Raw genomic sequence first — 23,961 nt, forward strand, 5'->3', positions numbered from 1 at the left:
GGTTGCGATGCTGGGCCCGCGTGTAAGAACCTGTTAGCGCAATTTTGCGGGCTTGGCTTATCAAACGCCCTCAGGACCCCACCGATGAGCCCGGGACATTGCGAATGGGCAACAGCCGTGCGCCTGTTGCCATGGCGTCCAGGCCAGCCGTCGCGTGCAGTGGCAGATGCTGAGCCCGTCATGGAGTTATTGCGCCCCTGTCGTTTTGATGCGCGGCCCTCCGAAAGAGCCGCCGTCTAGCTTTCCACCCCTGATCCCGGGCGGAACCCGACAGGTGACCTGAATCGGTCATATTCAAATCCGGCGGACTTGAAAACACCCTTCTGGCGCGGCGGTGCCGGATGGGCACGGCCCTGCGAGATCCGGTGAATGGGCAAGGTTGCTGTTTGAAGAGGCGCAACCGCTCCTGTAAGTTGGCGCGAGCAATAGAAACTGGACGCAAGACCTGATGACGCAAGTGTTTCTTCTCCGCCTGATCCTGACGCTTTGGGTCGCTTTTCTGACGGTCGTTCCTGCGGCATATGCGCAGACCTCGCTGATTCCCGGGTATCCGGCGGGGGACGAAGCGACCGCCACCGACGGCGATCTTGCCGCCGCGATCCGCGAGGCGTCGGAGGCCGGTGCCAGCGTGATCGTGATCGACAGCACTGGCAAGCTGGTGTCGTCGGGGCAGACGGGCGATGCCTCGGGCACGGCCGAGAACGCCGGCGATCACATGGCCGAAGGGTCACAGTTGATGAAGGCGCAGGAGCGGTTCTCGGAGTTCCGCAGTTCGCTGGAATCCCGGCTTGAGGCGCTGCCCTATTCGATATTCGAGGTCCAGTACGTCCTGCGCCAGACCAGTCCCGACGGGCGGATGATGACCTATGTCGAAGTGCTGTTATGGGCCGTATTGTTCCTGATGATCGGACGCTGGCTGTCGATCGAGATCTACGCCAAGCGGATTGCAAAGCATCTGGTCGTGTCGCGGATCAAGAAAAACCCGGTCGGCTTTCGCGAAAAGATGCCGTTTCTGGTTTTTCGTTTCCTCATGGGGATCGGCGCGACGCTTTTTGCAATGCTGCTGGCCTATATCGTTGGCGAGTTGTTTTTCATCGGGACTGAAAAGGACATCTCGATCCAGTTCACGGTGACAACCATCTTTGTCACGTTCTTTCTGGCCCGCACCGTGTCGGACCTGTGGCGCATGGTGCTGTCGCCGTTTCTCAGCCAGTACCGGCTGCCGCCGTTTTCCGACCGCGATGCCAAGCGGTTGTATATCTGGGCCTCGGCGCTGGCGACGTTCGATATCTCGGTGGTGATGTTTGCGACCTGGGTCGCGGATTTCGGGCTGAACTATAACGTCTATGCCATGGTCTATGGCTGTCTGACGCTGGTGGGCGCGCTCGGCAACGTGCTGATGGTTCTGTTCAACGCGCGGGCGATTTCTCATGCGATCCGCGGCGGCAGGAAGCCCGAGGACGTGTCGTGGATCCTGCAGCTTGTTGCGTTTGCCTGGGCGCCGGTGCTGGTGATCTATATCGCCTTCAGCTGGTTCAAGCTGGCGCTTGATCTGGTGTTGGAAAACCCGGCCTCGATCCCGCTGGTGGCAGGCACCTATGCGATCTTTATGTCGGTGGTCATTGCCTATGGGGCGATGAACTATCTGCTTGAGCGCTATTTCGACCGCTCGCGCCAGATCGACGAGCTGAATGCCGAGGCCGCCGATGCGGAAGACGAGAGCGAGGCCGATACAGATACCGACGATACGGAGGTGCCCGAGCCGCAGCGTCATCCGATTGCCACCTATGAGGATCTGGCCCGGCGCGTGGCCGGTATTCTGGCCTTTGTGGTGGGCGCCTATGCGCTGGTGGTGATCTGGTACCCGGACGCGGACTGGACTCAGGACCTGCCGGTCGAACGGGCGCTGGATCTGATGGTGATCCTGTTCATCGGCTATATCCTGTTTCACTTCTTCCGCATCTGGATCGACAGCAAGATCGCCGAGGAGGCCGATGACGGTTCGGCCGAGGCCGAGCTGGGCGACGAGGGCGGCGAAGGCGGGCAGAGCCGTCTGGCGACGCTGTTGCCGCTGTTCCGGGGCGCTATTCTGGCGGTGGTTGTGGTCTCGATTGCGCTGATTGCGCTGATGGAGCTGGGGATCAATGTCAGCCCGCTGTTTGCCGGTGCCGGTGTGGTCGGTCTGGCCGTGGGGTTCGGTGCACAGACACTGGTGCGCGACATCTTCTCGGGCGCGTTCTTCCTGATCGACGATGCGTTCCGCAAAGGCGAATATATCGACATTGGCGACGTGAAGGGGACGGTGGAAAAGATCTCGGTCCGGTCGTTCCAGCTGCGCCACCATCTGGGCGCGCTCAACACCATTCCCTTTGGCGAGATCAAGGTGTTGACCAACTATTCGCGCGACTGGGTGATCATGAAACTGCCGCTGCGGGTGACCTATGACACCGACGTCGAAAAGGTGCGCAAGCTGATCAAGAAGCTGGGGGTTCAATTGCTGGACGACCCGGTGATCGGTGAGAACTTCATCCAGCCGCTGAAGTCTCAGGGCGTGATCGAGATGCAGGATTCGGCGATGATCATCCGGGTCAAGTTCATGACCAAGCCGGGCGATCAGTGGTTGGTGCGCAAAAAGGTTTACCAGGAAATCCGCGAGCTGTTCGCGCGCGAGGGGATCAGGTTCGCGCATCGCGAGGTGACGGTGCGGCTGGCCGATGACAAGAGCTCCGAGGATCTGACGCCGAAACAGCGCGAGGCGGTGACCGGCGCGGTGCAGGCCGCCATCGACGAGGATTATCTGGACGATATCGGCCCGGGCGGCGACGACCGGTAGGCGGTGGCGCTCCCGCCCCCTCGGCGCCTCTCTGGCGAGAGGCTTCTCGAGGTTGGGCCCGGCCCGCGCGTTCCGCGCGGGGGGGCGTCAGTCCGGTAGCTCTTGCCAGGCGGGAGGATGAGTTCCGAGCTGGCAGGCGGGCGAGGGCCAGTGCATACGCGCCTGTCCGACTTTCAAAGCCGGACGCAGGCGGTGGCCCGGGCCCCAGTCTGAGGCTTCGGCCTTTGGCGTGAAATCCTTGGTCTTGGCGGCGGTGATTTCGACGCCATGGGCGGTTTTTGCGAGCGCGGCCAGCAGCTCTGCCGTGCGGGCCAGTGAGAGTTTCGCGTCGGTTACGGCCTCTTCCGAGGCAGCGGTGGCGAGTGCCGAGAGGGCGGCGGCGGCCATCAGGTAGCCTGTGGCATGGTCCAGCGCCTGCACCGGCAGGGGCGTGGGTTTCTTGTTTCCAGCCCAGTCGCGTCCGGCGGCGGCGATCCCGGAACTCATCTGAACCAGACTGTCAAAGCCGCGCCGGGTGGACCATGGGCCCTGCCAGCCATAGGCGTTGAGCGTGACCTCGATCCGGTTCGGGGCGATTTGGTCGCGGGTTGCGCGGTCCAGCCCCAGCCGCTTGAGCGCGCCGGGGCGGTAGCCGTGGATCAGCACATCCGCCTCGGCCATGAGCGTCTTGAGCCGGTCGAGATCAGCGGCCTGTTTGAGGTCCAGATAGGCGCAGCGTTTGCCCAGCGAGATGTCGGGGATCACCCCGGGCTCGTCCCACCCGGGCGGGTCGATCCGCAGAATCTCGGCGCCAAAGCCGGCCAGCGTGCGGGTCGAGACCGGACCGGCCAGCACCCGGGTCAGGTCGAGCACGCGCAGCCCGGCGAGCGGGCGCTTGGCGGTGGCCTCGGGGCGGTCGCGCAGGGTGACCCGGCGCGGTCCCGCCCATGCGATCAGCGGGCTGGAAACGACGGCCCTGCCGTGCGGATGCGCCGCCCAATCCGCCCGGCTGCGCATCGCTGCGGCCACGCCGCCCTGAGCCACGATGGCGGTTTCGAGCGCGTCCGATTGCCAGCCCGCCAAGGCCTTTGCGACCGCGTCACGCTTGGGCGCGCAGTCCAGGACTTGCAGCGCCGCGGCCCGGTGATGTGGCAGGTTGGTGTGCAGCTTGATCCAGCCGTCCGCGGCTTCATAGTCTCCGGCAATCGGGTCCCAGGCGTCGGGCATCTCCCACCCGTCGGGGCGGAAGGACCAGCCGTACCAGAGCGAGGCCAGCCGGTGGTCGACGGTGATTTCGGGCGCCGAGGGTTCAAGGTTCAGTGCCGCCACCAGCCGTGCCAGTTGCACGCCGACCGCCGCGAAAGAGGCGGTGGCCAGCTCGCTGACGGCAAAGGCGCTGGGACGATGACCCGACCCGGTCACCCGATAGGTGCCGGGGGCCGGAAGCGTGCTGAGCTGGGTCATTGCTGATAGGGGTCGAGGCTGTCGCGCAACCCGTCACCGAGGAAGTTGAAGGCCAGCACCACGATGATGATCGGCACCATCGGGATGGCGGTCCACGGGTAGATCTCGATCGAGGCGAGGTTTTGCGCGTCGTTCAGCATCACGCCCCAACTGACCGCGGGCGCCCTGAGCCCCAGACCGAGGAAGGACAGCGCGGTTTCGCCCAAGATCATGGCCGGGATCGACAGGGTGGCGCTGGCGATCAGGTGGCTCATGAAATTGGGCAGCAGATGTTTGCGGATCACCCGGCCCGAGCTTGCGCCCATCATCTCGGCGGCGCGCACGTATTCCTCTTCCCGCAGGGACAGGAACTTGGCCCGCACCGCGCGGGCAAGGCCCGGCCAGTCGAGGATGCCGAGGATGACCGAGATGATGAAGAACACCGCCACCGGGCTCCAGTTCGACGGCACGGCTGCCGAGAGCGCCAGCCATAACGGCAATTCGGGCAGGCTGCGCAGAATCTCGATCACCCGGTTGATGAACCAGTCGATCCGGCCGCCGAAATAGCCCGCGACGCTGCCGAAGAAGATGCCGAGCACGAACGAGACCGTGATGCCGATCAGGCCGACCGTCAGCGACAGTTGAGCGCCGTAGGAGACCCGGCTGAAGATGTCGCGGCCCAGACGGTCTGAGCCCATGATGAAGATCGTCGCGTCCTCGGTGGCGCAGAACAGGTGCCGGTTGCTCTTGATGAACCCGGCCAGATTATAGGTGCTGCCTTCGCAGAAGAATTTGAGCTTGAGCGGGCGCGAGGTGTCGGGTTTGAACTCCCACTGGAAGGTTTCCAGATTGGCCTCGGAGGTCATCGGATAGACGAAGGGGCCGATGAACTTGCCCTCGTGGAACAGCTTGATCGACTGGGGTGGGGAATAGAGGTGCTCGGAAAAGCGTTCATTGGGGCCGTAGGGCGCGATGAACCCGGCGAAGGGGATCAGGAAATAGGCGATCAGCAGGAAGATGCCCGAGATCAGGCCCAGCTTGTGGGTCTTGAACTTGCGCCAGATCAGCACCCAGTTGGGGGCGTCCAGATCGCGGCGTTCGAGCTGCTGGATCGAGGCCTGCGGATCGTAGGGGGCGTCGTCGACATAGCGACCGTCGGGTAGCTGGGTCATGTCTCGCGCCCCTCATAGCGGATGCGCGGGTCGAGCAGAACCAGCAGCACGTCGGAAATCATCGTGCCCATCAGCGTCAGCAGGGCCACGAACATCAGCACGAAGGCCGACAGGAACTGATCCTGTGTCTTGAGCGCGGTCAGCAGGGTGGGGCCGATGGTTTGCAGGCCCAGCACCACCGAAACCAGCACCGAGCCGGACACCATCGAGGGCAGCAGGTTGCCGATATCGGCCACGAACGGGTTGAAGGCCACCCGCAGCGGGTATTTGGTCAGCATCCGCGAGGGGGCCATGCCTTTGGCGATGGCGGTTTCGACATAAGGTTTCCCCAGCTCGTCCAGCATGTTCGCCCGCAGCCGCTGCATCATCGCCGAGGCGCCGGATGTGCCGATCACGAAGGTGGGCACGATCAGGTGAACCAGGATCGACTTCATTTTTTCATAGCTCATCGGCTGGCCTTCGAAACTGGGGTCCATCAGGCCGCCGATGGGCAGGTTGAAATAGCGGTGGCCGTAGTAGAATAGGATCAGGGCCAGCAGAAAGTTGGGCGTCGCCAGTCCTAGATAGCCGATGAAGGCCGAAGTGTAGTCCACCCAGGTCCGCGACCGCGCCGCTGCCAGCACGCCCAGCGGTAGGGCCACCAGATAGACGAAGAGCACCGCCGCCACGTTTACCAGCACGGTCAGCCACAGGCTTTCGCCGACGATCTCGGAGACCGGGCGGTCGAACTCGAAAGACCAGCCGAAATTGCCCTGGATCAGGCCGGAGAACCCGTGCGGGCCGGGCATGAAGCCCATCCAGATCATGTATTGTTCCCAAAGCGGCCGGTCGAGCGCGTATTCCTTGCGCAGGAACTCGGCCTTGGCCACACCGGCGGACTGGCCCGAGGCCTGCAGCTCGGCGATCTGGTTGCTGAGGTAATCGCCCGGCGGCAGGTTGATGATGATGAAAATCAGCGCCGAGACCACCAGCAGCGTCAGCAGCATGGTGCCAAAGCGATAGATCGCGTAGCGCAGAATGGTCATTCAGCGATCCTTGTCATTGGGCGAAAAAGAACTCGTCCACGCGGTGGATGCCGAAATGCGCGCCGGGGTCCCAGGCCCACATCGCCTTTTCCGGGACGTTGCGCAGAGCGTTCGAGACCACGACAGGCTGCGGGGCGCCGGCCAGAATACCGATGCCATAGACCTGATCGGCGTGGATATCGAGCATCTCTTTCCAGGCGGCGGCGCGTTGTTCATCGGTGGTGGCGGCGTCCCAGTCATGGGCCAGCTCCATCAGGCGCTGGGCTGCGGGCATGTCGGGCGCTTCGCCCACATCGCCGCTGGTCTGGTAGTATTGCCCCCATTTCGGCCAGGCAAGGAACACCTGATCCGTGGGGGCCAGGAATGCAGGCGAGGTGTAGACTTGCGGAATACCGTTGTCCCAGCCGAACCAGACCGCGGCCATGGTGTTGCCCGCGAACACCCGGTTGCGCAGGATATCGCGGTCCAGCGGGCGCATCACCAGTTTCACGCCGATCTCGCGCCAGGTGTCGGTGACGATTTGAAGAGCGTTCTCAACCTCCTGTCGTTCGCCCGCGGTCTCGACCACCAGCTCCATCGGGCGGCCATCAGGCAGCATCCGGGTGCCGCTGCTGTCGCGTTTGTCCAGTCCGGCCTCATCCAGCAGGGTGTTGGCCCGATCCGGGTCGTAATCCGCCCAGGCCTTCAGGTTCTTTTCATCGAAGAAGGGTGAGGCGGGCAGCACCGACATGGCCCCGGGCTTGCCCAGCTTGAAATAAAGCGCCTGATTGATCGTCTTGCGGTCGATGGCCAGCGACAGGGCGCGGCGCACGCGGACGTCGCGGAGAACCTCACGCCAGCCCTCGTCGGCATAGTTCAGGTTCGGGAATATGGCGATCTGCGATGCCACGCCGGTCTGCCACAGATAAGTCTTGTAATTGCCCTCGGCCTCGCCCTTTTTCAGGATTGACACATCGCGGAAATCCAGACCCCGCGCCTGCAGGTCGGTCTCGCCCGCGTTGGCCTTGGCGGCGACCAGCCCGGGGGCCACGATCTCCATCTCGATCACGTCGATATAGGGCAGTTGCACCCCGTTACTGTCGATGCGGTGATAGTAGGGATTGCGCACGAAGTTGTGGCGGATCTTCTTGCCCGAGCTTGCGTTCAGCCACGGCTGCAATGTCGGCAGCATGTGGTTGTCGTACTTGTACATGTTGTCGAGCTTGTTGTGCAGCGCGGCCCAGCTCTTGACGCGGGCATCGTCGACCTCGGCCGCCAGCGCGTCGGCCTCGGCGTAATCGGCGTGGTATTGTTTGAGGAAATGCGAGGGCCGGTAGATGAAGGGCGGGCGTGCCTGCGCCAGCGATTGCAGGAAGTTCGGATTCGGATCGGCCCATTCGAAGACCACGGTGGTCTCATTGGGGAACGAGACCTGCGGCAACTCTCCCTCGACCCTCAGGAAATCGGGTGGACCCGAGGGGCTGAGCAGCTCGTTATTCGCCACATCGTTCCACCAATAGGCAAAATCCGCCGAGGTAAACGGGGCTCCGTCGGACCATTTGTGCCCTTCGCGAAGATGCAGGGTGAACGTGCGGTTGTCCGCGTTTTCGTAGGAGGCGAGGATATCCGGTACCAGCTCGTATTTCTCGTTGTAACCTATCAGCCGCGAGTAGCCGTAGACCACCATCTGCCGGATGTCCTTGGAGCGGGTGACCATGGTTCTGAGGGTGCCGCCCTGATGACCGAATTCGCGGCCCTTGGCGGCCAGATCGACGATGACCGGATCGTCGGGGATGCGTTCCTCGACCGGTGGCAGATCACCCATCTCGACTTCGGATTTCCAGAAGGCGCTTTCCTGCAATGGCGGGATGGGTTCGGCGCGGGCCGGTATCAGGCCGGCCAGCGCGAGAGACGCGGCGAGGACAAGGGATGTGCGGGGGATCTTAAACATGACAACGTACCTTATGGCCGGGCTCCATCTCCACGAGTGAGGGTATCATGGCGTCGGAGAAACGGAAGGCTTCGGCCCAACTCTCTGGCGATCCCGCGCCTTGAGCAACCAGTTTCAGGTCGATCGGGCGGTTGATGTCGGGTTCCGGTTGAGCGGCGATCAGCGCCTTCGTGTATGGGTGTTGAGGATTGTAGAACAATGTGTCGGGCGGGGCCTGTTCCACCACCAGCCCCTGCCGCATCACGGCGACCTCATCGGCGATCCGGGCCACCACGGCCAGATCGTGCGAGATGAAGAGGTAGGAGAGTTTCAGGCTGTCCTGCAGGTCTTCCAGCAGGGTCAGGATCTGCTCCTGCACGGACACGTCCAGCGCCGAGGTCGGCTCGTCGCAGACGATCAGCGACGGGTCCAGCATCATGGCGCGGGCCACCGACAGGCGCTGGCGCTGTCCGCCGGAAAACGCATGCGGATAGCGTTTGAGCATGTCCGCGTTCAGCCCCACCCGCTGCAGCATCTCGGCCGCCTTGTCGCGCTGTTCGGCGCGGGTGCCGATACGATGGATTTCCAGCGGCTCGGTCATCGCGTCCTGGATGCGCATCCGGGGGCTGAGCGAGCTGTAGGGGTCCTGAAACACCATCTGCGCCTGCCGCTGGAACGCGGTGCGCTGGGCGCGTGACATTTCATGCACGGTGATGGGCTCGCCGTCGGGCGTTGCGCGGAACAGAACCTGACCGCCGGGGTCGGGCAGCTCGGCGCCAAGCGCGATCCGCGCCGCCGTGGTCTTGCCCGAACCGCTTTCGCCGACGATGGCCAGCGTCTTGCCGCGGGCAAGCCTCAGATCGACCCCCCGGCAGGCATGGATCAGCTTGTCGGCCTTCCATCCTTTGCCCGAGCGCATCGTATAGGTCTTGGACACGTCCTTCATTTCGAGGATCAGATCCTCTTGCGGCATCGGAAGGCCCACCGTCTCCTGATCGGGAATGGCGGGGGCGGCGTTGAAGAGCTGTTGCGTGTAGGGATGCGCCGGTTTTTCCAGGATCAATGCGGCGGGACCTGATTCCATCACCCGGCCCTTGTGCATCACCACCACCTGCTCGGCCATGTTGGCCACCACGCCCAGATCGTGAGTGACCAGGATCAGCGCCATGCCGGTTTCCTGCTGCAACTCCTTGATCAGCCCCAGCACCTGCGCCTGCGTGGTCACGTCCAGCGCGGTGGTCGGCTCATCCGCGATCAGCAGATCGGGCTTGGACACCATCGCCATTGCGATCATCGCCCGCTGGCGCATGCCGCCCGACATCTCGAACGGATAAGAGTTGTAGGCGCGTTCCGGGTCCGGGAATCCCACCCGTTCGAATTTCGCCAGAACGGTGCGCTTAGCCTCCTTCTCGGAGGCGCCGCGATGCAGCCACAGCACCTCGCTCACCTGATTGCCGATCTTGTGCAGTGGCGAGAGCGAGCGCATCGGCTCCTGAAAGATCATCGAGATCCGGTCGCCGCGCACATCGCGCATCTGGCGCTCACCCAGTTGCGACAGGATCTGCGGGGCCTTGCCGCCGTTCAGGGTGACGGCGCCGGTGCGGATCTGTGCGGTGCGGGGCAGGATGCGCAGGACTGCGCGGCACGAGATGGTCTTGCCCGACCCGGACTCACCCACCAGCGCCAGTGTCTGGCCCGGCATCACGTCGAAATTGACATCCCGTACAACCGCTTCCGCTGTACCAAAGCCGATGCTCAGATCTCGGACGGATAACAATGGCGTCATCCGGGTTTTCCACCCGCTTGGCCGTGAAACGACATCGACTTCTTCAACTCCCTGTTTTTTGGGTGCATCCTCACCCGCGCGGGCGTGACTCGTCAAACCCGTCTTTTGCCCAACGTCGCGGAAATCGGGAAAACGTGTCAACTGTGACTACACAATTTCTTGAGGATTTGGCATGAGGGCCGGGTTGGCGCGCGATCCCGGCGCCTGATGTCGAAAAGGAGACCGCGCACGTGACGCAGGATCAAAGCCGCCTGGATCTGTTCATCGACCGCATGGTGTCGCAGCGCGCCTGTCTGGATTTCGCCATTGCCGAGACCGCGTCGATGCCGGGCCCGGTGTTCGAGCTGGGGCTGGGCAACGGGCGCACCTATCATCACATGCGCAACCGGGTTGCGGGGCGGGATATCCACGTGTTCGAACGCGCCGTGGCCTCGCACCCGGATTCGACGCCGCCCGACGACATGCTGATCCTGGGCGACGTGCGCGAGACGCTGCCGGCGTCGCTGGAGCTGCTTGGCCCCGTGGCAAGCCTGATCCATGCGGATCTGGGCGGGCACAACCGGGAAAAGAACGATGCGTTTGCACGTTTCGTCTCGCCCCTGATCGAGCCGCTGCTGGCGCCGGGCGGGCTGATGGTGTCGAGCGACCGGATGTATTTCGAGACGCTGACCGAGCTGCCGTTGCCGGAGGGCGCGGTCGAGGGGCGGTGTTTCATCTACCGGCGCTGAGGCGGAAAAGGCGTTTGAGAACGCCTAGGAGCGTTGACAAGCCAACCTAGCCTCAAATTCCGGGGAGCTATTCCAAAACACGATCCCCCATCCGTTTGGCGCGGGCGTCAGCCCGGGCCGCGCCCGACCCTCCCCCCGGGAGGGCGCATTTGCGATGTCGTGCAAGTCTTTCACAAGGTCTCATATTTTGAGTGGTTCCCATTACTCTTGCGTGTCGCAAGCGCCCACCCAGGGTCGGGCGCGGCCCTTGTCACACCCATTCAACCGGCGCGCGGCACAGTTTCCCAGCCCCTCCCGATTCTTGAGGTCTGTGAGCAGTCTGAGGTTTTTTTTTGAAATTGGCGTCCCCGGCCGCTGCGGCATCTCATCCATTGCCGTTGTCACCGCGCGGCCCATAGGGTGCGCGGGATAGTGGGAGAGGTGAGATGAGTGCGATCCTGACACTGAACGCGGGCAGTTCTTCGATCAAGTTCGGGGTCTATCAGGCCGGGGTCGAGCCGGAATTGTTGCAGCTGGGGCAGGTGGAAAACCTCGGGCCCGTGGCGCAGATGGAACTGCAGTGGCCCCAGAAACGGCTGATCGAGATCGGGCCCGCCGATCACGCGGCGGGCGTGCGCGCGATCCTGGACGCGGTCGTGCCGGTGCTGGACGGGCAACAGGTCGACGGGGTCGGCCACCGGATCGTGCATGGCGGCAAGCGGTTCGCTGGGCCGGTGGAGTTGACCGAAGAGGTGATTGCGCAGCTTGAGGCATTCATCCCGCTCGCCCCGCTGCACCAGCCGCACAACCTGGCCGCCGTGCGTGCAGCGCAGGCGGCGTTTCCCGGTGCGGTTCAGATCGGCTGTTTCGACACCTCGTTCCATCTTGGCCACCCGTTCGTGAACGACGCCTTCGCCTTGCCGCGCCGCTTCTATGAGAAAGGCGTGCGGCGATACGGGTTTCACGGGCTGTCTTATGATTACATCACGGGCAGGTTGCGGCAGGACTACCCCGAGCTTGCCCGGGGCCGCGTGGCGATCGCTCATCTGGGCAACGGCGCGTCGATGTGCGCGGTGCGGGATGGGCAGAGCATCGGTTCGACCATGGGCTTTTCGGCGCTGGACGGCTTGCCGATGGGCACCCGGTGCGGGCAACTGGACCCGGGCGTGCTGCTTTATCTGATGGAGCAGGGGCATGGGGTCGAGGCGATTACCCATATCCTCTACAAGAAAAGCGGGCTTTTGGGGCTCAGCGAGATCAGCCACGACATGCGCACCCTGCTGGCTAGCGACGATCCGCGCGCGGGTGAGGCAATTGATTATTACGTGTTCCGAATCCGGCGGGAGCTGGGCGCGATGGCGGCGATCCTCGGCGGGCTCGACGCGGTTGTGTTCTGCGGCGGTATTGGCGAGAACGCGGCGCCGATCCGGGAACGGGTGCTGGAAGGCATGGAGTTTCTGGGCCTGCGTGTGAACTCCGAGGCCAATGACAGCAACTCGACGGTGATTTCCCAAGGTGACACGCCGGTTCTGGTGATCCCGACCGATGAAGAGCGGGTGATTGCCCGCGCGGTCAGCGCCGCGCTGGCCTGAGTTTTTGCCGTGGGGTCACGCGGGACAGGGGCTGGCGGTATGGCGCGGCCATTGCCTATCGTGTGCCGGAGCGCCGCTGATCCAAAAGGTCCCGCCATGCTGTTTTATGACTGCTCCACCGCCCCCAATCCCCGCCGCGCGCGGATGTTCATTGCCGAGAAGGGGTTGGAGATCGAAACCCAAAATATCTCGATCGCGGATGGCGAGCAGTTGCAGGATGCGTTCAAGGCGGTGAACCCGCGCGCAACGATCCCGGTGCTTGTGACGGATGAGGGCACGGTGCTGACCGAAAACCTCGGCATCGCCGCCTATCTTGAGGCGCAGTTCCCCGAGCCGCCGCTGATGGGCCGGACGTCGGACGAGCGCGGGTTGGTGATGATGTGGAACGCCATTGCCGAGCAGCAGGGCGGGTTGCCGATTGGTGAGGCGCTGCGCAACACTAGCCCGTTCTTCAAGGACCGCGCCGTTCCGGGGCCGGTGAACTATGAACAGCTTCCGGCGCTGGCCGAACGGGGTATTGATCGGGCGAAACGCTTTTTCGATCTGCTTGAGGAACGGCTGCGGGACAACCCGTTTGTGGCCTGCGATCACTTCACTCTGGCCGATATTACCACGTTTGTGTTCGTGGATTTCGCCCGGGTGATCCGGATGCGCATCCCTGAGAGCAACACCGCGACCAAAGCCTGGTACGACGCGATACGGTCCCGTCCCAGCGCGCAGCTCTGACGGTTTCGCAAGCGGTTGCATGGCCACAGCTGTGCGATGCACAGAACTGTACAGAAATGTCTAGACAGAAGTGAACAGTGCGGCTAGCGTCCTGACCGTGGCAGCTTTGGGAGGGGCGGATGAAGTCTCATTATCGCGTGGTGGTCATCGGGGGCGGCGTGGTCGGCGCCTCGGTTCTGTACCATTTGGCCAAGTTCGGCTGGTCCGATGTCTGCCTGATCGAGCGCAAGGTGCTGACCGCCGGTTCCTCCTGGCACGCGGCGGGCGGGTTTCATGCGCTGAACGCGGATCCCAACATTGCCGCCCTTCAGGCCTATACCATCGACCTGCTCAGCGAGATCGAGCGTGAAAGCGGCCAGTCGGTGGGTATGCACATGACCGGTGGCCTGACGCTGGCGGGCACGCCCGAGCGCTGGGAATGGCTGCAATCGGCCTATCGCGTGTTCCAGACCATCGGGATCGAGGATTGCCGTTTGGTCACGCCGGAAGAGGCGGTGGCGCTGAACCCGGTGATGTCGGGGGATGGCATCCTTGGCGGGCTCTGGGCCGACCGCGAGGGCTATATCGACACCACGGGCACCGTGCAGGCCTATGCCGGGGCGGCGAAGAAACACGGCGCCGCGGTGGTCGAGAACAACCGGGTGCTGGAACTGAACCAGACCGCCGATGGCTGGCAGGTGGTGACCGAGAAGGGCACGGTGACCTGCGAGCATGTGGTCAATGCCGCCGGGCTCTGGGCCAAGCAGGTGGGGCGCATGGCGGGGGTCGAACTGCCTGTCTCACCGCTCAACCACCACTACCTGATCACCGACTCGATCCCCGAGGTGGCGGCGCTGGATCATGAGTTGCCGATGACGGTGGACCTGGAAGGGTTCACCTATATGCGGCAGGACCAGAAGGGGATGCTGGTGGGGATCTACGAGATCGACCACGATCACTGGATGCAGGACGGCGCGCCGTGGGAATACGGGTTCGAGCTGCAGCAGGAGGATCTGGGGCGGATCGAAAACGAGCTGATGCTGGGGTTCCAGCGCTATCCCTGCCTGAACGATGTGGGCATCAAGACATGGGTCAACGGCGCGTTCACCTTCTCGCCCGACGGCAACCCTCTGGTCGGTCCGGTACCGGGCAAGCGCGGCTACTGGACCGCCTGCGCGGTGATGGCCGGGTTCCTGCAGGGTGGCGGTGTGGGCAAGTCGCTGGCCGAGTGGATGATCCATGGCGAGCCCGAGGCCGATGTCTATGGCATGGATGTGGCCCGCTACGGAAAATACGCCGAGAACCGACGCTATATCCGCGAGACCACGGGTCAGTTCTATTCCCGCCGTTTCGTGATGACCTACCCGAACGAGCAATTGCCCGCGGGCCGTCCGCTGAAGATGGCCCCGGCCCATGACGCGATGACGGCGGCGGGCTGCAAATGGGGCGTGAGCTGGGATCTGGAAGTGCCGCTTCATTTCGCGCCGGAGGGGTTCGAGGAGGCGCCGACCCTGAAACGCTCGAACGCCTTTGACATCGTGGCCGAGGAATGCCGGGTGCTGCGCGAGGGCGTGGGTTTGCTGGATATCACCGGTTTCTCGCGGTTCGAGGTGTCGGGGCCACGTGCTGAGGCGTGGCTGAACCGGATCATGGCCAGCAAACTGCCCGGGCTGGGGCGCGCAAAGCTGGCGCCGATGCTGAGCGAGACCGGCAAGCTCAAGGGCGATCTGACGGTACTCAACTGGGGCGACGGCACCTATTGGATCATGGGCAGCTATTACCTGCGCACCTGGCACATGCGCTGGTTCAGTGATCATATGGAGGATGGCGTCACCGTCCGCGATCTGGGCGAGGAGATTTGCGGCTTTGCCGTCGTGGGTCCGAGATCGCAGGCGGTGGTCGATAAGCTGGCGGAACAGGATATCTCACAGCTCGGCTTCATGGGCTGTGGGGCGTTCGATATCGGTGTGGTCAGTACCAGGGTGGCCCGGATGTCGGTGACCGGCGAGAAAGGTTATGAGATCAACTGTCGCTATGGCGACCACATCGCGCTGCGGCGGATGTTGCTGGAGGCCGGAGCCAGCGAAGGCATCCGCGAGTGCGGGTTCAATGCGATGCTCTCGACCCGGCTGGAGAAGAGCTTTGGCATCTGGTCGGCGGAGTTCACCCAAGGGTATACGCCGGGCATGACCGGCATGGATCGCTGGATCGACTGGGACAAGGCTTTCATCGGCAAAGAGGCCGCGCTGGCCGAGCGCGATGGCAACGGCCCGGCGCAGATGCAGGTGACGCTAGAAATCGACTCGGTGGATGCGGATGCCAGCGGGTATGAGCCGATCTGGTCCGGCGGTGAGCGCGTGGGCTTTGTGACCTCGGGCGGCTATGGACATACGCTGGGCAAATCGCTGGCGATGGCGCTGGTGAACCGGGACAAGGCCGGGGTGGGAGCCGAGTTGTCGGTGCATGTGGTTGGCGTCGAGCGCGCCGCGAAGGTGATCGCGCCGTCTCCCTACGATCCGGACGGAAAGGCGATGCGGTTATGACCCGAAGAGGGCGGCGGGGACGTGCGGCTGCCGCTGAGGCGCCGCAGCGCAAGGTGGATTATCACAACCTGCGCAACCCGTTCCCGGCGATGAATGCCTTTACCGAGGACCGGATTGAGGCGCTGCATGCCGCCTCGCTGACGGTGCTGGAAGAGATCGGGATCAAGGTGCTGTTGCCCGAGGCGCGCAGGCTGTTCCGGCAGGGCGGCGGGCGGGTCGAGGATGAGATGGTGTTCATCGGGCGCGAGATGATCAAGGTCGCGCTGGACACCGCCCCCCGGTCTTTCACCGTTAAAGGCGCGGTGCCCGCGCGCGATATCGTGCTGGAGCTGGGGCGGCTGGTGTTCCAGCCCGGTGCCGGTGCGCCCCATGCCACCGATCTGGTGCGCGGGCGGCGTCCGGGAACGCTCAGCGACTACCGGGAGATGGTGAAGATCACGCAAGCCTTCGACGTGTTGCAGATGATGCCGCCTCTGGTCGAGGCGCAGGACATCCCGATGCATCTGCGCCACTACGCGATGACGCAGGCCGAGTTGACGCTCAGCGACAAGGTGCCGTTCATCTATTCGCGCGGCACGCCGCAGGTGATGGACGGGTTCGAGATGATCCGGGAATTCCGGGGGCTGTCGGATGCCGAATTCCACGCCCAGCCGTGGTGTTACACGATCATCAACACCAATTCTCCGCGGGTGATCGACATGCCGATGGCGCAGGGGCTGATCGACTTTGCCCGTGCGGGCCAGATGTCGATCGTGACGCCCTTCACGCTGATGGGGGCGATGGCGCCGATCACGGTGGCGGGGGCGATGACGCTAAGCCATGCCGAGGCGCTGGCGGCGATCACGCTGACCCAGCTTGCCAAACCCGGCGCGCCGGTCTGCTACGGCACCTTCACCAGCAATGTGGACATGAAATCCGGTGCGCCCGCCTTTGGCACGCCGGAACATTTCACCGCCTCGCTGGTGGCCGGGCAACTGGCGCGAAAGCTGGGCCTGCCCTGGCGTTGCGCCGGGGGCAGTGCCGCCAATGTCAACGACGCGCAGGCCGCGAATGAGAGCCAGTTCGGCCTCTGGGGCTGCCTGATGGCCGGAGCGACGGTAGTGATCCATTCCGCCGGGTGGCTCGAAGGCGGGCTGACCGTGTCTTATGAGAAGATCATCACCGATCTGGAGGTGCTGCAGATGGTGGCCGAGCTGTGCGCTGGAACCCCCGCCACCGACGCCGATATCGCGTTGGATGCGCTGCGTGAGGTGCAGCCCTCGGGGCATTTCTTCGGCGCGGGTCATACGATGGAGCGCTATCAGACCCAGTTCTATGAGCCGCTGGTGGGCGACTGGTCCAACTTTGGCACCTGGACCGAGCGCGGGTCCGTCGACGCCAATCACCGCGCCACCGGCATCTGGCAGAACATCGTGGACAATTTCGAGGCCCCCGCGCATGACCCCGTCCGGGTGGCCGCCCTGCAGGATTTCATCGCTCGCCGCACGGAAGAGGGCGGCGCGGCACCGGAGAGCTGAATGAGTACGAAACCGATTCTGCACCGTGACGATCCGGATGCCGAGCCGCTGGTGGGCAATATCAAGGTCACACGCGATGACTGGCTGAACGTGGCGATGGACGTGCTGATCTCGGACGGGGTCGAGCAGGTCAAGGTGATGAACCTGGCCGAGCGGATGGCGGTGTCGCGGTCCTCGTTTTATTGGTATTTCAAATCCCGGCAGGACCTGCTGGATGCGCTGCTGGCGCGCTGGCAGGCGACCAACACCGCCGCTTTGATTGCCCAAGCCGAGGCGGACGCGGCCACCATTACCGCCGCCGTCTGCAACGTGCATCGCTGCGTGGTCAATCCGGAGCTGTTCGACACCGCGCTCGACTTTGCCGTGCGCGACTGGGCGCGGCGGGCGGGCAAGGTGCGGCGGATGCTGGATCAATCAGATGCACGCAGGGTCGAGGCGCTGCAGGCCATGTTCCAGCGCTTTGGCTATGAAGAGGTCGAGGCGATCACCCGGGCCCGCGTCCTCTATTACATGCAGCTTGGCTACGATCTGGCGCAGCTCAACGAGCCGGTGGAGTTCCGTCTGAAGCTGCTGCCGCATTACCTGCTGGTCTTCACCGGCGTCGAGGGACGCCCGGAGGAAATCGAGGAATTCAGCGCCTATGCAAGGCGCTTTTGGGAGGAGCGGGAGACATGAGCAACCCGGACGCAATCATCATCGGCTCTGGCGTGATCGGAGCCGCCACCGCTTTCGAGATGGCGAAGGCAGGCTGGAAAACCCTGTCGCTGGACCGCAATGCGCAGGTGGGCCACGGGTCGACCGCCGGGTCCTGCGCGATCATCCGGATGCATTATTCGACCTTCGACGGGACTGCATTCGCGTGGGAAGGGTACCATTATTGGCGCGACTGGGCGGCGTATCTGGGCCTGCCTGATGGGGCCAATCTGGCGCAGTTCCGCGAAACCGGCTGTCTGGTCATGAAGACCGAGGCCAACGGGCATCTGGAAAAGCACATGCAGTATTCCGCCGAGCTTGGGTGTCCGTTTGAGGAGTGGACCGGGGAGGAGGTTCTGGAGCGGCTGCCGATTTATTCGCTGGACAGTTTCGCGCCGGCCAAACGGATGGACGATCCCGAGTTTGGAAAACCGAACGGAGCCCGGATGGGTGGGGCGGTCTACTGGCCCAACGGTGGTTATGTCACCGACCCCGCGCTGTCGGCGCAGAACCTGATGGAGGCGGCAAGGCTCCACGGGGCACAGGTACGCACAGGGGCGGAGGTGGTCGAGATCCTGCAATCAGAGGGCCGCGTGCGGGGTGTCCGGCTGGCCTCGGGCGAGGAGATCCAGGCAGCGGTCGTGATCAATGTCGCCGGTCCGGGCTCGTCGATCATCAACCGCATGGCCGGGGTTCTGGAAGATATGACCATTGAGACCCGTCCATTGCGGCAGGAGGTGGTACATGTGCCCAGCCCTGAAGGGTTCGATTTCGAGGCGCAGGGCACCATCGTTTCGGACAGCGATATCGCCTGCTACGTGCGGCCCGAACATAGCAATCACATCCTGATCGGCTCGGAAGACCCGGAATGCGACCCGCATCAGTGGTGCGAGGACGATCTGCACTATGATCGCGATTTCACCGATCAATGGACCACGCAGGCGATGCGTTATGGGCAGCGGGTGCCAACCCTGGGCATCCCGTCGAAGATGCGCGGTGTGGTGGATTTGTATGATGCCTCGACCGACTGGATACCGATCTACGACAAATCCAGCCTGCCGGGGTTCTACATGGCCTGCGGCACCAGCGGGAACCAGTACAAGAATGCGCCGATTGCGGGCAAGATGATGGCGGCCCTGGTGGAGTATTGCGAGGGCGGGGCCGATCATGATGCGGCGCCGCTGCAATTCACGCTGCCTTATGTCGGGCGGAGCATCGATGTGGGGTTCTATTCGCGCAGGCGCCCGATCAACGAAGAGAGCAGTTTTTCGGTTCTGGGGTAGGGGCTTCCCCCTCACCCAACCCTCTCCCCCGAGGGGAGAGGGCTTTGCGGGTGGAAAGGGCGTTTCGACGATCAAAGGTCGCTCAAAAGGCGATCGGTTTCCGCTTGTACCCGGGCGGCGGCCTCTTCCCGGACGGGGCCGTAGCCGCGGATGTCATCGGCGCTTGCCAGCGCCGATTGCCATTCTTCGTGACTGTCAGGCGAATAGGCGCGCTGGGCTTTGTCCAGCAGCGCCTCATACCAGGCCAGCGTTTCGCGGTGCAGGCGGGCTTCGCTGTGGTGGCGGAAGGGGTTCAGAGGCGTGCCGCGCAGTCCTTTCAGGCGGACAAGGCCGCGCAGGACCAGACGCAGCCAGGAGCCGAAGGCGCGTTTGGCGGGGCGGCCGCGGGCGTCGGTGCGCCAGTTCAGGAGCGGCGGGGCCATGTGGTATCTGAGGGTGAAATCTCCCTCGAACCGGTCGGCCAGTTCGCGGGTGAAGGTGTCATCGGTCATCAGACGGGCCACTTCGAATTCGTCCTTGTTGGCCATCAGCTTGAACAGGTTGCGTACTGCGGCGCGGAATAGGTCCTCAGGCGCGTCGGGCAGGGCGGCGCGGAAGGCGGCGATGCGGTCGGTGTAGCGTTTGGCGTAGGCCGCGTTCTGGTAGCCGGTCAGGAACGTGGCGCGGCGGGCAATCATTTGGTCGAGCGTTTCGGTTTCGGGCTGGGGATCGGTATAGCCGCTCAGACGCGCGGGATCGGCGGCCATGCAGCGGCCGATGGCAAAGGCCAGACGGTTTTTCTCGACTGCCACGCCGTTGAGCAGGATGGCTTGCCCCAGTGCCGCGTCCGAGACCGGGATCAGACCCTTTTGCCAGGCAAAGCCCAGCATCATCACATTGGCAAAGACCGCGTCGCCCAGCAGTGCCTCGGCGGCTGCATTGGCGTCGAAACCTGCCACATGATCCGCGCCCACGACACTGGCGATGGCCTCTTCGCGGGCATCGACCCGGAGTTGGGCGTCGCGGCGCAGGACGAGGTCTCCGGTCGGCATCTCTGCCCGGTTCAGCACGACCCGCGTGCCAGGGCGATAGTGGGCCGAGGCCTTGGGCGCGGAGCTGACCACGATGTCGCAACCGATGACGGCATCTGCCGCGCCTTGATCGATGCGGACCTGATTGAGCGTATCCGGTGCAGTGCCGAGGCGGATATAGCTCAGCACCGTGCCGAATTTTTGCGCGAAACCAGTGAAGTCGAGCACGGATGAGCCTTTGCCTTCGAGATGCGCGGCCATGGTGATCAGCGCGCCGACGGTGACGACGCCAGTGCCGCCGACGCCGGTGACCAGCAGGTCATAGGGCTGGGCGAGGGAAGGCAGGTCGGGGGCGGGCAGGCCGGTTTCTAGCTCGGTCAGGTTCAGCGAAACCGCGCGTTTGCGGCGGGTGGCGCCTTCGACGGTGACGAAGCTGGGGCAGAACCCGTTCAGGCACGAGAAATCCTTGTTGCACGAGCTGAGGTTGATCTTGCGCTTGCGCCCAAGCGGGGTTTCGCGGGGCTCGACGCTCAGGCAATTCGCCTCGACCGAGCAATCGCCGCAGCCCTCGCAGACCAGATCGTTGATATAGGCAAAGCGCTTGGGTTCCTCCATCGTGCCGCGCTTGCGGCGGCGGCGCTTTTCGGTGGCGCAGGTCTGTTCATAGATCAGGACGGTGACGCCGGGGATGTCGCGCAGTTCACGCTGGAGCAGGTCCATTTCGGCGCGGTCGTGGAATGTGGTCTGCGACGGGAAATCCGCGTTGTGAAATTTCGAGATGTCGTCCGAGACCACGGCGATCCGCTCGACCCCCTCGGCGCGGCAGGTCTGGGCGATGCCGGGCACGCTGACCGGGCCGTCAACCGGTTGGCCGCCGGTCATGGCGACCGCGTCGTTGTAGAGGATCTTGTAGGTGATGTTGGTGCCGGCGGCGACCGCCTGCCGGATCGCGAGGCTGCCGGAATGATACCAGGTGCCTTCGCCAAGGTTCTGGAAGATATGCTTGCCGCCGTTGAATTTCGACGCCACCACATGCGGCACGCCTTCGCCGCCCATCTGCGCATAGCCCACGGTCTGGCGGTCCATCCACGACGCCATCACGTGGCAGCCGATGCCGCTGGCCGCCGTCGACCCTTCGGGCACCTTGGTCGAGCTGTTATGCGGACAGCCCGAGCAGAAATAGGGCGTCCGCGTTGCGCCGGTGACGTTGATCAGCTGCGGGGGCTTGTCGGTGAGGGCCTTGGCCTTGGCGGGCAGGCCCTCCTCGGGGAAGAATGTGTGCAGCCGCGCGGCGACGACGGGGGCCAGCATCAGCGGGCTGAGTTCGCCGGTCCAGGGGATCAGCGGCTCACCATGGCTGTCGTATTTGCCGACCATCTTGTGCGGCTTGTCGCCGGGCCAGTCGTAGAAGTATTCCTTGAACTGGCTCTCGATGATGCCACGCTTTTCCTCGACCACCAGCACCTCGGCCTTGCCCTTCACGAAACGCAGCGCGTTGCGGCGGGCCAGCGGCCAGACCATGCCGACCTTGTAGATATCGATGCCCAGCTCCCGGCATTTGGTCTCATCAAGGCCCAGCAAGCGCAGCGCCTCCATCAGGTCCAGATGGCCCTTGCCGGTGGTGACGAAGCCGAACTTGGCCTTGTCGAGGTCATAGATGCGCCGGTCGATGGGGTTGGCCTCGGCAAAGGCGCGCACGGCGCGCAGCTTGTGCTTGATGCGGGTCTCGATCTCAGGGGAGGGCAGATCGGCAGGGCGCACGTGCAACCCGTTCGGGGGGAGCTCGATCTCGGGCAGGGTGAATTGCCGGTCAGGGCGCAGCTCGACCGAGCGGGCGCTTTCGACGGTTTCGCTGACGGCCTTGAACCCCACCCAGGTGCCGGAAAAGCGCGACAGGGCCAGCCCGTATTCGCCAAACTCCAGATATTCCTCGACCGAGGCCGGGTTCAGCGTCGGCATGAACCACGCCATGAAGGCCACGTCGGACTGATGCGGCATCGAGGAACTGACGCAGCCATGGTCGTCGCCCGCCACCACCAGCACGCCGCCCTTGGGGGCCGAGCCATAGGCGTTGCCGTGTTTCAGCGCATCGCCCGAACGGTCCACGCCGGGGCCCTTGCCGTACCACATGGAAAACACGCCTTCGACCTCGCATTGCGGGTCGAGCGTGGCCTGCTGCGCCCCCAGCACCGCCGTTGCGCCGAGATCCTCGTTGACGGCGGGCATGAAGTTGATGCGGTCCGCGGTCAGCCGCTCGCGAGCGCGCCAAAGCTCCAGATCCAGCCCGCCCAGCGGTGAGCCGCGATAGCCCGAGATGAAGCCTGCGGTGTTCAGCCCCGCCGCGCGGTCGCGCCGGGCCTGGTCCATCATGATCCGCGCCAGTGCCTGGGTGCCGGTCAGGAACACGCGACCTGTTGTCAGGCGGTAGCGGTCTTCTAGCTGGTAGGTCTGAAATCCGGGGGTGGGGTGGGTCATGGCTGGGCTATCCGTGGCAGACTGGCGGTGAGACCGGAAGATTAGACCACATTCGATGAAAAGAGCTTTCAGTTTTACCCTTGTATTGCGAAAAATGTGGGTATTTTATCCGAACATGGATGATTTGTAGGATGGCTTCTTCAGTTTCATGGAGCTTGATGAGAGAGATCTGCGGATTCTGACACTGCTGCAACAGGACAGCCGGATCTCGAACGCGGATCTGGCAGAGCAGGTGGGCATGTCCGCCTCGGCGCTCTGGCGCCGGGTGCGCAGCCTTGAGGATGCGGGCGTGATCGAGCGCTACGGGGCGGTGGTCAATCCGGTCGAGATGGGGTTGGGCTTCGAGGCCATCGTGCATGTGCACCTGACCCGCCATGACCCCGACCGGATTGTCGAGTTCATCCGCGCGGTTGAGGTCAGCCCTGCTGTGCAGGACTGCTACGCCACCACCGGTCAGTCGGATTATCACCTGCGGGTGCTGTGCCCCGATCTTGCTGCCTACAACGAGTTTCTCGAAGGCTTCCTGTTTCGCCTTCCGGCGGTGGCCAGCGCGCAGACGAATGTGGTGCTGCGCGCGATCAAGCGGAACCGGCCGGTGACTGTTTGAGGGGATTGCCTGGTGCGGGAGGCAGGGTGCCCGAGGGGTAGGCGCCTAGTGCGCGAACTCGACCCAGGCCCAAGTCATGGCGATATAGGTCAGGTGATGCAGGGCTTGGTCCAGACCAGCGGCGCGCCAGAATGCGGGCTGATTGGGTTGCAATCCCTTTTTGTCCGAATAGCAGGCCTTGCCGAAGTCGATGTTGAAATGCACCACCCATTCCAGCACCGCCATGATCAGAACGAATCCGATCGGTGCGCCAACCAACAGGAAGATCGCCGCCGAGCCGATCACATGCACACCGGCATGTTGCGCGCGGCCGAGATGAAAATACTCGCCGCGTCCCGCGAGCATTTTTGGCGTTTGCAGGAAGTAATCGGCAAACATGTGCTTAATCTGCAGAAGGCAGAGCACAAGCAATACCGTGCCAATCGAAACGGGCAAGAAGATCCTCCCAAGAATCAAGCCGATTGCCAGACTATGACGATCACATGTTTCGCGCAAATGAACTAGTTCACACAAGGGGTATGCTCACGCTACGGAATTCCATTTGCGTCGCCGGGCACCGCCGCGATAAGTTAGGCGCGTTGAAACCCATAGATTTTGCCCTGGATATTTCTTCCACACCAGAACGCAGGGACCGGCCCCATCGAACGCACGCTTTTCCGTTTTATCTGGAAGTACTCGAAAC

General features: G+C 63.6%; 16 protein-coding genes. 9 read left to right on the plus strand and 7 right to left on the minus strand.

What is annotated here, in order from left to right; genetic code table 11:
• Window positions 1–448 precede the first annotated feature (448 nt).
• Window positions 449–2,833, plus strand: a complete 2,385-nt coding sequence (locus AB3N21_RS00975; protein WP_367933457.1) for a mechanosensitive ion channel family protein — start codon at window positions 449–451, stop codon at window positions 2,831–2,833.
• Window positions 2,834–2,920: 87 nt separating this feature from the next.
• Here the strand turns inward: AB3N21_RS00975 and AB3N21_RS00980 are convergent, their stop codons facing one another.
• The 5 genes from AB3N21_RS00980 to AB3N21_RS01000 are packed head-to-tail and all read right to left on the minus strand — an operon-like array spanning window position 2,921 to window position 10,147.
• Window positions 2,921–4,276, minus strand: coding sequence for a CoA transferase (locus AB3N21_RS00980; RefSeq protein ID WP_367933458.1), 1,356 nt, complete (start codon window positions 4,274–4,276; stop codon window positions 2,921–2,923).
• Entirely contained in the window at window positions 4,273–5,427 is a 1,155-nt protein-coding gene (locus AB3N21_RS00985; RefSeq protein ID WP_367933459.1) for an ABC transporter permease, read from the minus strand. The genes AB3N21_RS00980 and AB3N21_RS00985 overlap by 4 nt, the downstream gene beginning before the upstream one ends.
• Window positions 5,424–6,452 carry an ABC transporter permease gene (locus tag AB3N21_RS00990; RefSeq protein WP_171176870.1) on the minus strand — a complete coding sequence of 343 codons (1,029 nt, stop codon included), beginning with the start codon at window positions 6,450–6,452 and terminating at the stop codon, window positions 5,424–5,426. Before AB3N21_RS00990 ends, AB3N21_RS00985 begins: the two co-directional genes overlap by 4 nt.
• Before the next feature lie 13 nt (window positions 6,453–6,465).
• Window positions 6,466–8,382, minus strand: coding sequence for an ABC transporter substrate-binding protein (locus tag AB3N21_RS00995; RefSeq protein ID WP_367933460.1), 1,917 nt, complete (start codon window positions 8,380–8,382; stop codon window positions 6,466–6,468).
• The gene (locus AB3N21_RS01000) at window positions 8,375–10,147 is read right to left on the minus strand and encodes a dipeptide ABC transporter ATP-binding protein (protein ID WP_367933461.1); all 1,773 of its coding nucleotides are present in this window, start codon (window positions 10,145–10,147) and stop codon (window positions 8,375–8,377) included. The genes AB3N21_RS00995 and AB3N21_RS01000 overlap by 8 nt, the downstream gene beginning before the upstream one ends.
• 230 nt (window positions 10,148–10,377) lie before the next feature.
• Here AB3N21_RS01000 and AB3N21_RS01005 point away from each other — a divergent pair, with 230 nt between their 5' ends.
• The 7 genes from AB3N21_RS01005 (at window position 10,378) to AB3N21_RS01035 (ending at window position 19,187) form a co-directional block, all read left to right on the plus strand.
• Window positions 10,378–10,875: a class I SAM-dependent methyltransferase gene (locus tag AB3N21_RS01005; protein WP_367933462.1), complete on the plus strand. Its 498-nt coding sequence runs from the start codon at window positions 10,378–10,380 to the stop codon at window positions 10,873–10,875.
• A gap of 425 nt (window positions 10,876–11,300) precedes the next feature.
• The gene (locus AB3N21_RS01010) at window positions 11,301–12,446 is read left to right on the plus strand and encodes an acetate/propionate family kinase (protein ID WP_367933463.1); all 1,146 of its coding nucleotides are present in this window, start codon (window positions 11,301–11,303) and stop codon (window positions 12,444–12,446) included.
• A 96-nt stretch (window positions 12,447–12,542) separates the two neighbouring features.
• Window positions 12,543–13,172, plus strand: a complete 630-nt coding sequence (locus tag AB3N21_RS01015) for a glutathione S-transferase family protein (protein ID WP_367933464.1) — start codon at window positions 12,543–12,545, stop codon at window positions 13,170–13,172.
• Window positions 13,173–13,291: 119 nt separating this feature from the next.
• Window positions 13,292–15,694 carry an FAD-dependent oxidoreductase gene (locus AB3N21_RS01020; RefSeq protein ID WP_367933465.1) on the plus strand — a complete coding sequence of 801 codons (2,403 nt, stop codon included), beginning with the start codon at window positions 13,292–13,294 and terminating at the stop codon, window positions 15,692–15,694.
• Window positions 15,691–17,211: a trimethylamine methyltransferase family protein gene (locus tag AB3N21_RS01025; protein WP_367933466.1), complete on the plus strand. Its 1,521-nt coding sequence runs from the start codon at window positions 15,691–15,693 to the stop codon at window positions 17,209–17,211. Before AB3N21_RS01020 ends, AB3N21_RS01025 begins: the two co-directional genes overlap by 4 nt.
• Window positions 17,212–17,886 (plus strand): TetR/AcrR family transcriptional regulator, encoded by a 675-nt coding sequence (locus AB3N21_RS01030; protein ID WP_367933467.1) that lies wholly within the window; start codon window positions 17,212–17,214, stop codon window positions 17,884–17,886. It abuts the gene before it with no gap.
• The gene (locus AB3N21_RS01035) at window positions 17,883–19,187 is read left to right on the plus strand and encodes an NAD(P)/FAD-dependent oxidoreductase (RefSeq protein WP_367933468.1); all 1,305 of its coding nucleotides are present in this window, start codon (window positions 17,883–17,885) and stop codon (window positions 19,185–19,187) included. The genes AB3N21_RS01030 and AB3N21_RS01035 overlap by 4 nt, the downstream gene beginning before the upstream one ends.
• A 71-nt stretch (window positions 19,188–19,258) precedes the next feature.
• On the opposite strand, the gene AB3N21_RS01040 is transcribed toward AB3N21_RS01035, so the two are convergent.
• A complete protein-coding gene (locus AB3N21_RS01040) occupies window positions 19,259–22,672 on the minus strand; it encodes an indolepyruvate ferredoxin oxidoreductase family protein (RefSeq protein ID WP_367933469.1) in 3,414 nt (1,137 codons plus the stop codon).
• A gap of 148 nt (window positions 22,673–22,820) precedes the next feature.
• On the opposite strand from AB3N21_RS01040, the gene AB3N21_RS01045 reads away from it, so the two are divergent.
• Window positions 22,821–23,279: an Lrp/AsnC family transcriptional regulator gene (locus AB3N21_RS01045; protein WP_367933470.1), complete on the plus strand. Its 459-nt coding sequence runs from the start codon at window positions 22,821–22,823 to the stop codon at window positions 23,277–23,279.
• 45 nt (window positions 23,280–23,324) lie between these two features.
• On the opposite strand, the gene AB3N21_RS01050 is transcribed toward AB3N21_RS01045, so the two are convergent.
• Window positions 23,325–23,714, minus strand: coding sequence for a DUF3307 domain-containing protein (locus tag AB3N21_RS01050; RefSeq protein ID WP_171176847.1), 390 nt, complete (start codon window positions 23,712–23,714; stop codon window positions 23,325–23,327).
• Between the last annotated feature and the right edge of the window lie 247 nt (window positions 23,715–23,961).

This window comes from Ruegeria sp. (assembly GCF_040830605.1).
Lineage (GTDB): Bacteria > Pseudomonadota > Alphaproteobacteria > Rhodobacterales > Rhodobacteraceae > Ruegeria.